Origin of the sequence: Collimonas rhizosphaerae (genome assembly GCF_038896935.1) — a bacterium.
In the GTDB taxonomy this organism is placed as follows: domain Bacteria; phylum Pseudomonadota; class Gammaproteobacteria; order Burkholderiales; family Burkholderiaceae_D; genus Collimonas; species Collimonas rhizosphaerae.
Window position 1 is genome coordinate 1 of record NZ_JBANDC010000020.1, and the last position, 12,421, is coordinate 12,421.

Annotated in this window: 12 protein-coding genes; 1 reads left to right on the forward strand and 11 read right to left on the reverse strand. The window is 61.6% G+C overall.

Annotated features, from left to right (window positions below; genetic code table 11):
- Positions 1 to 126: 126 nt before the first annotated feature.
- The 10 genes from V8G57_RS21990 to V8G57_RS22035 all read right to left on the reverse strand — a co-directional run bounded on the left by V8G57_RS21990 (position 127) and on the right by V8G57_RS22035 (position 10,787).
- Positions 127 to 651, reverse strand: a complete 525-nt coding sequence (locus tag V8G57_RS21990) for a DUF1993 domain-containing protein (RefSeq protein ID WP_092402415.1) — start codon at positions 649 to 651, stop codon at positions 127 to 129.
- Positions 652 to 777: 126 nt separating this feature from the next.
- Complete coding sequence (locus tag V8G57_RS21995; protein WP_342831212.1) at positions 778 to 1,260, reverse strand: GNAT family N-acetyltransferase; 483 nt, start codon at positions 1,258 to 1,260, stop codon at positions 778 to 780.
- A gap of 116 nt (positions 1,261 to 1,376) precedes the next feature.
- Positions 1,377 to 3,533 carry a carboxy terminal-processing peptidase gene (locus V8G57_RS22000; protein WP_342831213.1) on the reverse strand — a complete coding sequence of 719 codons (2,157 nt, stop codon included), beginning with the start codon at positions 3,531 to 3,533 and terminating at the stop codon, positions 1,377 to 1,379.
- Positions 3,534 to 3,766: 233 nt separating this feature from the next.
- On the reverse strand, positions 3,767 to 4,852 hold the full coding sequence (locus V8G57_RS22005) for an adenosine deaminase family protein (protein ID WP_342831214.1): 1,086 nt from the start codon (positions 4,850 to 4,852) through the stop codon (positions 3,767 to 3,769).
- Positions 4,853 to 4,954: 102 nt separating this feature from the next.
- On the reverse strand, positions 4,955 to 5,887 hold the full coding sequence (locus tag V8G57_RS22010) for a nucleoside hydrolase (RefSeq protein WP_342831215.1): 933 nt from the start codon (positions 5,885 to 5,887) through the stop codon (positions 4,955 to 4,957).
- 44 nt (positions 5,888 to 5,931) lie between these two features.
- A complete protein-coding gene (locus V8G57_RS22015) occupies positions 5,932 to 6,948 on the reverse strand; it encodes an ABC transporter ATP-binding protein (RefSeq protein ID WP_342831216.1) in 1,017 nt (338 codons plus the stop codon).
- A gap of 7 nt (positions 6,949 to 6,955) precedes the next feature.
- The gene (locus tag V8G57_RS22020; protein ID WP_342831217.1) at positions 6,956 to 7,735 is read right to left on the reverse strand and encodes an ABC transporter permease; all 780 of its coding nucleotides are present in this window, start codon (positions 7,733 to 7,735) and stop codon (positions 6,956 to 6,958) included.
- Positions 7,732 to 8,559, reverse strand: a complete 828-nt coding sequence (locus V8G57_RS22025; RefSeq protein WP_342831218.1) for an ABC transporter permease — start codon at positions 8,557 to 8,559, stop codon at positions 7,732 to 7,734. Before V8G57_RS22025 ends, V8G57_RS22020 begins: the two co-directional genes overlap by 4 nt.
- Positions 8,560 to 8,581: 22 nt before the next feature.
- Positions 8,582 to 9,613, reverse strand: a complete 1,032-nt coding sequence (locus tag V8G57_RS22030) for an ABC transporter substrate-binding protein (RefSeq protein ID WP_342831219.1) — start codon at positions 9,611 to 9,613, stop codon at positions 8,582 to 8,584.
- A gap of 52 nt (positions 9,614 to 9,665) precedes the next feature.
- A complete protein-coding gene (locus V8G57_RS22035; RefSeq protein ID WP_342831220.1) occupies positions 9,666 to 10,787 on the reverse strand; it encodes a porin in 1,122 nt (373 codons plus the stop codon).
- 137 nt (positions 10,788 to 10,924) lie between these two features.
- On the opposite strand from V8G57_RS22035, the gene V8G57_RS22040 reads away from it, so the two are divergent.
- Positions 10,925 to 11,848, forward strand: a complete 924-nt coding sequence (locus V8G57_RS22040) for a LysR family transcriptional regulator (protein ID WP_342831221.1) — start codon at positions 10,925 to 10,927, stop codon at positions 11,846 to 11,848.
- Between the two features lie 42 nt (positions 11,849 to 11,890).
- Here V8G57_RS22040 and V8G57_RS22045 read toward each other — a convergent pair whose 3' ends face one another.
- Positions 11,891 to 12,319, reverse strand: coding sequence for a TOBE domain-containing protein (locus V8G57_RS22045; RefSeq protein ID WP_342831222.1), 429 nt, complete (start codon positions 12,317 to 12,319; stop codon positions 11,891 to 11,893).
- Positions 12,320 to 12,421 lie beyond the last annotated feature (102 nt).

Sequence of the window (12,421 nt, forward strand, 5' to 3'; positions counted from 1 at the left end):
TTTGCTTTCATGGGTTCCTCTCGAGGACATATTGTCCCCTATTTGAGATGTCCATCAAAGCCGGGCTACCTCAGAGTTGAATTAATTCTTAAAAATTAATTCAACTCTGACCCTAATTAATTTCTGTTAGGCCGGTTCTATGTCGAAGTGGCCTAGGTAGTCGAGTTTTCCTACGGCTACTCCTTTGTTGCGCAGGATGGCGTGGGCGGTGGCTACGTGGAAGAAAAAATTCGGCAGGGTGAACGTCAGCAGGTAGGCGTCGCCTTGCAGGGTGGTTTTGAACTTGCCGAAGGTTAACGTCACCGGATGTGTTGCGCTTTCTTGCAAATCCTGCGGCTGTACGCTTTCCAGGAATGCGATTGTCTTGGCAATCCGCTCTTGCAACTCGGCTAGTGTCGTCTCGTTGTCTTCAAAGCGTGGCGCCTGGACCGCCGACAAGCGGCCGATGGCATTTTTCGAAGTGTCGCTGGCGCGCTGGATCTGTCCTGCCAGCGACAGCATGTCCGGCGCCAGCCTGGCGTTGACCATTTCGGCGGGGTCGATGTTGCCGGCCTTGGCGTGGGCCTCGGCCTTCTCCAGGTAACCGGCGAGCACGCCTAAGCCACGCACGAACACCGGAACGGAAATTTGGTACATCGATAAGGACTGCATGTCGGACTCCTGGAAGGATGGGCATCAAGCCGAGAGCATCATCCTATCCGTTTTGGCCCGGCGCTGCATGCCAGCCTGGGAACTGCCTGTGCGCCCAGTCCACCTGGTGCGGCGGCCTGGCTGGAACTACAGGTCGAGGCGATAGAACCTGGTATCGAGCCCCATGCGTGGGAAAGCCGGCGGCAGTCCGTCGGCGTCGATCTCGGCAAAGCCGTTCTTTTCATAGAAACGATGCGCGGCCAGGAAGGCTGCCGTCGTGCCCAGGAACACCTGCCGCAATCCTTGCCGGCGCGACCAGCCGAGCAGTTCTTGCAACAAACGATGGGCGACCCGGTGCTCACGGCCGCGGAACGGCGCCTTGACAAACATCTTGCGCAGCGCACCCTGGGCGTTGCCGATATCTTTCAGCGATATGCTGCCGACCACTTCCTCGCCGGCCCGGGCGATCCAGAAATTGCCGTGGCCGCTCTGGTAGAAATTGGGGATATCCAGCAGGTCGGGTTGTTCCTGCAAAGTGATTGCGAAGCCGAATTCGGTCTGCTGGATCGGCAGGATCAACGCGATCACGCCGTCGCGATACGATTCTGAATAGGGACTGATGGTGATCATTTTCAAGCGGTCCATAGCGGAAATAAAAAAAGACAGGCAAACGCCTGTCTTTTACTTTACACCATGCGTTGATCGCTAGCTCGCGCCGCCGGCAAGGCCAAGGCGCGGCATGACCGTCACTTGTCCTTGCCGCTGGCCGGCTGCATGGCGAATTTCGGATTGGCCTTGAGCAGGTCTGAAGTGTCACCCAGGATTTTCGCGGCTTCGTTCAGCAATACGTCCTTGGCGCTTTTTTGCGCCTTCTCTGCCGCCAGCTCGGCGCTCAGGCTGCGTTCGTTGGCTTGCAGGCCGTCGTCCTGGCGGTTGAGGTCGGCCGCATCGGCAGCGTCCTTGTCCTTGCTGTCGCTGTCGCCGGCCCCAGCCTTTCCGCGCGCCTTGAGGCGGGCTTCCTGCTGGTTCATTTCATTGCGGCGGTCGGTTTCGTTGAGCGAGATGACGCGCTTCTTGCGCAGCGCATTCAGCTCAGCCACGTCTTCCTGGAAGCGCTGGAAGTCCTTGTCCTTTTCGACCCGCGTATCGTGCCGGCTCTGGATCTGCGGCAGCAGGCCCTTGACGTCGCCGACAGGCGTGTAGTCGGCTGCCTTGACCTGCGACCACGGCAAGGCGTTGTCGTAACTCGATTCGCCAAAACTTTCGGGATCCGAGAAACCTGGCAGGCTGATGTCCGGCGTCACGCCGCGCAGCTGGGTGGTGCCGCCGTTGATGCGGAAAAACTGGGCGATGGTCATCTTCAGTTCGCCGAATTTCGGCTTGTCGTTGTGCGACAGCTCGTCAAGGTTGACCATGGTTTGCACCGTGCCCTTGCCGAAACTGCCTTCGCCGATGATGACGCCGCGGCCATAGTCCTGGATCGCCGCCGCAAAGATTTCCGAGGCAGAGGCCGAACCGCGGTTGATCAGCACCGCCAGCGGACCGGTCCATGCCGGCGCAGGAATATCGTCGCCCTCGACGTTGACATCGCCGCGCGCATTGCGCTGCTGGACGATCGGGCCCTTGCCGACAAACAGGCCGGTCAGGTCGACCGCTTCGGTCAGCGAACCGCCGCCGTTATTGCGCAAGTCCATCAGGACGCTGTCGACCTTCTCTTTTTTCAGTTCGGCCAGGAGCGCAGCAACGTCGCGGCTGGCGCTCCGGAAATTCTTGTCGCCCTTGCGCCGGCCGTCGAAATCTTCGTAGAACGCTGGCAGCGTAATCACGCCGACCTTGCGGGTAGCGTCGCCGTTCTTGATCGTCAGGATGGTTTTCTTGGCGGCCTGCTGCTCCAGGCTGATCTTGTTGCGCACCAGGCTGATCAGCTTGTGCTTGCCGTCCGGGCCGGCGTCGGCCGGCAAGATGTCGAGCCGCACCACCGTGTCCTTGGCGCCGCGGATCTGCTTGACCACATCGTCGATGCGGGTGCCGACCACATCGGTCATGGCGCCCTTGTCGCCTTGTGCGACGCCGACAATCCGGTCGCCGACGGCAAGCTTGCCGGACAATTGCGCCGGGCCGCCAGCCACCAGTTCGCGGATAGTGGTGTAGTCATCCCTTTCCTGCAGCACCGCGCCGATGCCGACCAGCGAAAGCTTCATCGAGATATCGAAATCGGCCGCCGCGCTGGTGCCAAGGTAATCGGTGTGCGGTTCAATCGATGTCGCATAGGCGTTCATGAAAATCTGGAACACGTCGTCGCTCTTGTACTTGTAGGCGCGCGCCAGGGAGTTTTCGTAACGCTTGCCGAGCGTGTCGCGGATCGCCTGGTCCTTCTTGCCGGCCAGCTTCAGGCGCAGCCAGTCGTTCTTGACGCGCTTGCGCCACAGGTCACGGCTCTCGGCTTCGGATTTCGGCCAAGGCTCCTTGTCGCGGACGAAGGAGTAGTCTTCTTTCTGGCTGAAGTCGAAACCCTGCTTGAGCAGCTCGCGCGCATAGGTCAGGCGTTCGACGATGCGCTGCTGGTACAGGTTGAAAATGGAAAAAGGGATGCGCAGGTCTTCGTGATAGATGGCGTCGTCCAGCTTGGTGTTCTCGGCCGTGAACTGATCGATGTCGGCCTGCACGAAAAAGAATTTTTCGGGATCGAGCGACTTGATGTAGCGGTTGATGACCTTGGCCGACAAAGTGTCGTCCAGCGGCACCGGCTTGTAATGGAAGCGTGTCAGGAATTGCGCGCTCAGGTGCGCCGCCTGCGCTTGCTGCTGCATTGGCGACAGGACCGGCGGCGGCCCCGATTCCAGCGCGTGGGCAGCGGTCGAAATTGCCAGGATGACACATAACAGACTGTTTTTTAAGCGCATATAACCTTCAATTCGATGTTCGGTGTTGATTTGAGCGGCAAGGGCATCGTCCTTGCCCGCTACATCGGGCATGGCCGCCGGCAGGCCGGCGCTGTGCAATTCGACCCGCACGCCGGGCAAGCGTTCAGATTAAGTAATTCTACTTGGCTTTACTTAAAGCTTGCTTAAATCAGGCTTTCCCGGCTTGTTGCGCCATTAATTTTCCCCAATGGCAACTCAAAACACCACTTGAATCAGGACGCCGGCGCCAACTGGCTGCGCAAGGTATCGAACTCGGCGCTCCACTGGCTGCGCCAGCCGCTGCGCGTGGCGGCGTCGATCCAGGCGCCGTCGAGGCCGTTCAGCAGGCACGCCCGCAACGCGTCGAGGTCGAGGCCGAACTGCAGCATCATCAGCCAGGCCTGGGTCGGCGTGACATTGTGCAAGGTGGGGTCGTCGGTATTCGGATGCACGCGCAGTCCCTGCCGCACCATTTCGCGGATAGGGTGGTCGAGGTGCCAGCGCTCCGGCGCCAGCGCCCGCAGATAATAGGAATTGGTCGGCACCACCGTGAAGATCACGTCTTGCTCTATGCAGCGTTGCACCAGCTCGGGATTGTCGATCACGGTGTAGCCGTGGTCGATGCGGTCGACCTTGAGCAGCTCCAGCGCGCTTTCGACATTGACCCAGGGCATGCCGAATTCGCCGGCGTGCGCGGTGGTCTTGAAGCCGGCCAGGCGGGCGTCGCGGTAAGCCTTCCAGAACAGTTCCGGCGGCCGGTCGTTTTCGCGGTAATCGATGCCGATGCCGATCACCTCGTCGCGCCGGTGGGCGCACATCCATTCCACCATTTCCACCGCCGCCGCCGGATCGGCCTCGCGGTCTATGCTGGGCACCAGGCGGCCGACGACGCCGAAATCGTGCAAGGCGTCGCGGATCGCCGCGACAATCGCATCCTGGGCCGCGGCATAGCCGATCTGCGAGACGTGCACGGTGCCGGTCGGATTCCAGAAGAATTCGGCGTAGCGCACGCCATGCCCGCCGGCGTCCTGCAGGTATTCATAGGTGATGCGATGCAGGTCGGCCGGGCTGACGATCAGGTGGGTGTCGAGTGCGCGCAGCACCCGCAGCACGCCGACCGGTTTTTCGCCGCGGGTATAGAAGGCCTCGATTTCCTCGCGGCTGACAACGTTGCCGGCCTTGGCCGCCAGCTCGATGAAGGTTTGCTTGCGCACCGTGCCGTACAGGTGGCAATGCAGCTCGACCTTGGGAATGGCGCGCAGGAATTGCTCCAGGCGCTGCGCATCAGGTATGTCCACGCCTCGTTTGATCTGGCTCATGAGGCAGGCCGTCCGGCGCAGCCGGCGGGAAACGATAAAAATTTGTTCATGGTGATTCGTTTGTTTCGTTTGAAAAATGACATGCGCACGGGAGGCGCCGGTTCAGGATATGGCCGGCAGCAAATCTTCCATCAGATGTTGCATGGCCAGCCAGCCATTGGCGGCCACCGCGATCTCGACGTTGGCGGCGGCGCGTTGCGGCACGCGGAATTCGCAGACCGTCATGCCGCGCGTGAAGCGGCCGTTCAGTTCGATGGCGACGTGCGCCGGCTTGAACTCGAACAGCTCGGGCCAGCGCAGGTACAGGGCGACCACCGGGTCGTACATCGGCATCGGTACGCCGCCGTCCGCGCTGCGGATGCGCAGGTAGCCTTCCAGGTAACCCGCCAGCCAGTCGCTGCGCTGCGTGCCGACCTCCCTGACTTGCGCTACCTCGGCGCCGGTCACCGCCAGCTGGCGGCACAGGTTGAGGCCGAACATGCGCAACGGCACGCCGCTGCGGAATACGACATCGGCGGCTTCCGGATCGGCATAGATATTGAATTCGGCGGCGGCGGTGTGATTGCCCTGGTCGGTAGAGCCGCCCATCAGGATGATTTCCTTGATCCGGGCGGCGATATCGGGCGCGCGCAGCAGGGCTGTCGCGACATTGGTCAGCGGTGCGATCGCCAGCAGGGTGATCTCTCCGGGATGCCGGCGTATCGCCGCGATCAAGGCGTCGCAGGCATGCAGGTCGGGCGCCGCCGCAGCCACCGGCGGCAGGCTGGCGCCGGTGGTGCGCATGCCGGCTTCGCCGAGGATGCACTGGGCGGTTTCCTGCCGGCCGTTGAGCGGTTCCGCGCAACCGCGGTAGACCGGCACGTCCAGGCCGTAGTGCGCCTTGATGCGCAGCGCATTGTCGTAAGTCACATCCAGCGGCGCGTTGCCGGCCGCGACGCTGACGCCCAGCCATTCCAGCCAGGGATTGGCTGACAGCAGCAGCATGGTGAGCCAGTCGTCGAAGCCGGGATCGGTATCTAGCCAGATTTTACGCATAGCATGGACTCCATTTGGTTCGGTTTGCCACCGGGTCAGTTGCATCATTGGTTCAGGAACAGGGCGTCTTTGGCCGACAGCGCAAAGCTGACCTGGTCGCCCTCGCGCCAGATCGAAGCGCCGACCGCGGCCAGCCCCTTGACCGGGCCGATCGCCGTCTGCAAAACGTATTCCACCGTGTCGCCCAGGAAACCGCGCGACAGCACGGTGCCGCTGTGCTGGCCGGCGCCGACCTGGATGCGGTCCGGGCGCCAGCCGATGCAAGTGGTGCCGCCTGGCACGCTGTCGCCGAACGGCAGGCTGTGCGCTGCGTGGTGCAGGCGGCCGTCGCGATACTCGAACAGGTTTTCAAAACCCATGAAATTGGCGACGAAGCGTGTGCGCGGCGCGTTGAAGATGGTTTCAGGAATGTCCAGCTGCTCGATCTTACCGCCGTTCATCACCACGATCCGGTCCGACAGCGCCAGCGCTTCTTCCTGGTCGTGGGTGACGTACAGCATGGTGATGCCGAGCTCGCGCTGGATGCGCCGCAGCTCGGCGCGCATCTGCACGCGCAGCTTCGCGTCCAGGTTGGAGAGCGGTTCGTCCAGCAACAGCAGCTTGGGTTCGATCACCACCGCCCGCGCCAGCGCCACGCGCTGCTGCTGGCCGCCGGACATCTGCGCCGGCAAGCGGTTTTCAAAACCGCTCAGGCCGACGGCTGCGATCACCGCCTCCACTTTCTGCCTGAGGATTGCCTGCGGCACCTTGCGCAAGCGCAGGCCGAAAGCGATGTTGTCCCACACATTCAGGTGCGGAAACAAGGCGTAGGACTGGAACACCATGCCGATGTTGCGCTTGTTGGGCGGCTTCTTGCCGATGTCTTCGCCGTCCAGCACGATGCGGCCGTGCTGCAGTTCGAGCAGGCCGGCGATTGCGCGCATGGTGGTGGTCTTGCCGCAGCCGCTGGGGCCCAGCAGCGATATCAGCTCGCCTTGTTCGACTTCCAGGTCGAGCTGGTTGACGGCAGCCTTGTTGTTGCCGTAGCCGCTGCTCAGCTGCTGCAGTTGTAGGTAGCTCATGGTGTTCTCACATGTATTTTGAAATGCCCAGCACGCGCTCGGTGACGAGCACGAACGCTATCGTGAACAAGACCAGCAGGGTCGACAGGGCGGCAATCGAGGGATCGAAGGTGTTTTCCATATGGCCCAGCATTTCTATCGGCAAGGTGCTGATGCCGGGGCCGGTCAGGAACAGCGACACCGGCACCTGGTTGAACGAGGTGACGAAGGCCAGGAAAAAGGCGGCGATCACGGCGCCGCGGATATTCGGCAGAACCACCATGAAAAAACTGCGCAGGCGGGACGCGCCCAGCATCACGGCGGCGTCTTCGATATCGACCCGCAGGTTGACCAGGCTGGCGTAGACCACCCGCACCGCATACGGGATCAGCAGCGCGATATGGCCGATCAGCAGGCCGGCGAATACCGGCGCGTGTATCTGCAGCACCACATAGCGCATCAAGCCGAGGCCGACGATCATGCCGGGAATGATCAGCGGCGAAGTCAGGACCTGTTTGATGGCCGCCATCGCCGGCAGCCTGGTGCGCGAGAGGGCATAGGCTACCGGCGTGCCTAGCAACAGGGCAACCGCGGTGGCGATCAGGCCGATCTGCAGGCTGGTCTGGAAGGCGCGGCGGAATTCGTCGGCGGCGAGCACCTCGAAGATCCAGCGCAGCGAATAAGACGGCGGCGGGAACGCCAGCGTTTCGCCGCCGCTGAAACCGGCCATGAACACGATGGCGAACGGCCCCAGCAGGAACAGCAGCACCAGCCACAGCATGCAGCGCGAAAAGAGTCCTTCTTTCATACCTTGCTCCGGCTCGAAGAAATGCGTTTTAACCCGGCGTTGACCATCAGCGTCATCACCACCAGGATCACGGCGATCACGTTGGCGGAACCGAAATCGCTTTCGACGCTGACTTTCTGGTAAAGCAGCGTTTCCAGCATCAGCACCTTGGGGCCGCCCAGCAGCGCCGGCGTGACGTAGGCGGTGACGCAGCCGGTAAACACCAGGGTGCCGCCGACGATCAAGCCTTCCTGCGTCAGCGGCAGCGTCACCTTGCAAAAGGTTTGCCAGGCATTGGCGCCGAGCGTGGCGGCGGCGTGGGTGACGTCGCGCGGCAGGTTTTCCAGCGCGCCGACCAGCGACATCAGCATCAGCGGCAGCAGCAGTTGCAACAGGCCGACATACACCGCCAGTTCGCTGAACAGCAGCCGCTGCGGCTCATCGCTCAGGCCCAGCGCCTGCAAGGCCGAATTGACCGCACCGTTGCGGCCGAGCAGGACGATCCAGGCGTAGGTGCGGGCAATCGGAGACACCATCAGCGGCAGGATCATCATGCCCAGCATCAGGCCGCGGTAGCGCGGCGCCACCTTGGCCGCCGCCTGCGCCGCCGGGTAGCCCAGCAGCACCGCCGACAGCGTCACCAGCGCCGCGATGCGCAAGGTGCGCAGGAATACCTGGCGGTTCAGCGGATCGCCGAAAAACGCGACAAAACGCTGCAGCCCCCAGGCGCCGCCGTCGATCTGGAACGCCTCCAGCAGCAGGGCCAGCACCGGCAGCAGGAAGCAGGCCAGGGTAAAGACCAGGGCCGGCGCCACCAGCAACATGCCTACATGTTTCTTTTGCATTGCAAATATCCCGTTTCAGCAGTTATTTGCTGATTGCCTTGTTCCACTGCGCGATCCAGTTCGAGCGCTGTTTCAGGATCAGCTCGGGCTTGACGAATTTCAGCGAGCGTATCTGTTCCGCGCCATACGTATTGAATTCGGCCTTGTCCTTGGGCAGCACCACCTGCTGGTTGACCGGCGAATCGACCAGGTCCATGGCCAGCGCGGTCTGCACTTCCTTGGACAGCCAGAAGTCGATCAGCTGGTAGGCCAGGTCGGCGTTTTTCGACTGGCTGACGATGCCCATCACGTTCATGCCGGCAGCCTGCCCTTCGGCCGGGATGGCCCATTTCAGGGGCATGCCGGTCTTCAGCAGCTGCGACCAGGTGAAGCGCGCCACCGGCGCCGCCCAGATTTCATCCTGGGCGAACAGGGAAGACAGCTGGGCGCTGTTTTTCGAGAACGTCACTACATTGTTTTTGATGGCGGTGATTTTCTGCATGCCGGTGGCGTAGTCGTCGCCCTTGCCGCCCCAGGCCAGGTCAGCCATCTGCAGCATCAGCGGGCCTTGGGTGGTGCTGACGTCCGGCAGCGAAATGCGGCCCTTGAGGTCGCTGCGCCAAAGGTCCTGCCAGGATTTGATGCCGCTGACCTTGTCGCTGCGATACACCAGGCCGACTGAATAAATGGTGTAGCCGACGGCAAAATTGCCGCCTATGGGATTCTTGGCGAAATTGTAGATTTGCCCGTAGTTTTTCAGTCTGGCGTAGTCGAGCGGCGCCACCAGGCCCTTGTTGGCCGCTTCCAGCATGCCGAAATCCGACAGCAGCACCAGGTCGATCACCGGGCTGGCGCGGTGCGCTTCGAGCTTGGCGATGCGGTCGGCGTTGTTGCCGGTCTCGACCACGATGTCGCAGCCGCAGCGCGCCTTGAACGGTTCGTAGACATGTTTTGCAAACAAGGGCTGGGCGATCGGATAGGCTGAAATCACCAGCGTGCGCTTTTCCGCCTGGGCAGCGCCGGCAGCCAGCAGGGCCAGGCCGCCGGCGAACAGGTATGGGAGAGTGTTTTTCACAAGGTTTCCTTAAATCGAAGGGCCGCCGGCAGCGCGCCGCCGGCCCAGGCGCTCAGAATACGTGGCGCATGCCCAGCAACAGCACCGACTGCTGGCGGTCGCTGGAGGAGGGAAAGCCGAAGATCGTGGCCTGGGTCGCATCGCCCACCGCCTTCTGGTAGCTGTATGTAATGGCCACATCCGTCCGTTTCGACAGGAAATAATCGGCCTGCAGGTTGATCTGGTGCCATCTCGGCTTCTTGTCGATCACATCGTATTTGCCGGTGGTGTAAAAATACGAAGCGCCCAGGTTCAGCATCGGCGTCAGGTGGTGCACCAGGTTCAGGTCGAAATTCTGCAGAGTCAGGCTGGAATTGTCCAGATAGTTATAGCGCACATTGGTGTACAGGGCGCCGAAATCGGTGGCGCCGACCTTGTAGAAGCCGCCGGTGCCGGCAATGCGCTGCTTGCTCACGCCGGTGTTTTTGGTGACTGCGCTCTTGTTGAATATCAGCAGCGGGCTGGCGTAGTCGTTGCTGATGGCGCCGTCCGGGCTTTTTGCGCTGTTCGGCGTGTTGAACTGGGTGTAGGCCACGGCCCAGCTGAAATCGCCGTTCTTGTAGCCGCTGCCCAGGCTGTATACCCGGTTGACGCTGGCGTCGCCGGCGACTTCGCCGAAACCGTAAACCGCCGTGAGATTGAAGTTGCCGACGGTCGGGCTGACGTACTTGACCGAATTTTGCACCCGCAGGTTGTTGTAGCCGTTATCGTTGTCGCCGATATGCACGCCGTTGCTGGCGATCACCACCGGGCCGAGGTAATCCTTGACCGCCTCGTACTGGCGGCCCATGGTAAAGGTGCCGAAATTCACGTTGCTCAGGCCGACATACGACAGCCGGCCGAACAGGCGGCCGCTTTGCGACGCCGTGCCGGTCATCAGGTTGAAGCCGTTTTCCAGCGCGAACAGCGCTTTCGAGCCGGCGCCCAGGTCTTCCTGGCCGCGAAAGCCGATGCGCGGATTCTGGTTGGTGCCGCTGATGGCTTCCAGGTTGTGCTTGCCGTTCTCGTTGGACAGGTAGCCGATGCCGCCCGACAACAAACCGTATATCTCGAATTTGTTCTGCGTCACCTGCGCTTGCGCCGTCCCCGCGCATATCCCCGGCACGGCCAGCACCCCTATCATCCACTTTTTCATCGCATCTTCTCCCCGTTGATTTGACTCACGCTGCCACAAAAATGATCACTCCCTGATCTCTTGGGCTGAGAATATGTTAAGTTGATGAATAAGATAATGTGTTTATTTTTATAATTTAATAAATTTAATTTATAACCATGACGATCCTCAAACTCGACAACAAGTTTACCCTGCGCCATCTGCAGGCTTTTGTGGAGCTGGCCGGCAAGAACAGCTTCAGCAAGGCGGCCCAGGAACTGTCGGTGACCCAGCCGGCGCTGAGCGCAGCCATCAAGCAGCTGGAGAACCAGCTCGGGACCAAGCTGTTCGACCGCACCACGCACCAGATTGAACTGACCCGGCAAGGCGCGGTGGTGCTGGAGTACGCCAAACACTTGCTCAATACCGCCAACAACACTTTCGGCGACATCCAGCGCGCCATCGGCAGCGGCCGCCACCGGATCCGCGTCGGCACCATTCCTTCCGCCATGACGCTCACCGCCGCCGTGGTGGCGCGCTATAGCAAGAGCTACGGCGACCAGATCGAGATCGTGCTGTGCGACATGCCCAACGACGCGCTGCTGGAAGCCCTGCATACGGGCGAGCTGGATTTCTGCGTCGGCGTCAAGCAGGCCCAGACCGATGCCCTGGAAACCGTGACTTTGTTCGAGGATGAGCTGGTGCTGATCGTGGCGCGCGGCCATCCGCTGGCCGCGGCCAAGGAAGTGCAGTGGCGCCAGATGGCGGGGGAAGAGATCGTGATGTTTACTACCGGCAGCATCTGGGAGTTCGCGTCAGCCGCGCTGCGCCAGCATGAACTGGCGCCGTCCAGCCTGTACCAGGTAGTCCACAGCGAATCGCTGTATGGCATCGTGCGCTCCGGGATCGCGGTAGGCATCATGCCCAGCCTGTATACCGCTTACCTGAAAGACAGCAGCCTGCACGTGGCGCCGCTGCGCTCGCCGACGCTGAAACGGAAGATCATCCTGATGCGCAGGAACGAGGTCAGCCGCAGCAAATGGACCGATCATTGCTTTAAAGAACTACGCAACGACCTGAAACAGGCCAATCACTGGTTCTGAACGACGCCCTCGGCGCCGGGCTGCGGCTGCCGGTCGCCGCGGTCAGGTCTTGACGCCGACGATTACGTGCGATGCCTTGAAAATCGCCACGATCGGTTTGCCGGCCGCGAGGCCGAGGCTGGTCGCGCTTTCCTGGGTAATGATGGCCACCAGTGTTGCGCCGCCGTTCAGGCTGACTTCGACTTCCGTATTCACCGCGCCGGCTTTCACCGCCTTGACCGTGCCTTGCAGGCGGTTGCGGGTAGAGAACTTGATGCCGGCGTCGGGCGCAGACAGGATGATCCACGGCGCCTTCACCAGCGCCAATGCTTCCGCGCCCGGCTTCAGTTCCAGGTATCTGGTGCTTTCCCGGGTGATGACCGCAACGATGCGGTCGCCGCCGGGGAGGGTGATCTCGACTTCATCGTTGACCGCGCCTTCTTGGATGGCGGTCACTTTGCCTGTGAATTCGTTGCGCGCACTGGTCAGCATTTCTTGCTCCTTGAATCAGGTTAAGCGCCAAGCCCGGGGCCTGGAGCCGAGGAGTTTTATCATACCCCACCATGCCGTCCGGGCATTCGCTTCCGGCTGCTA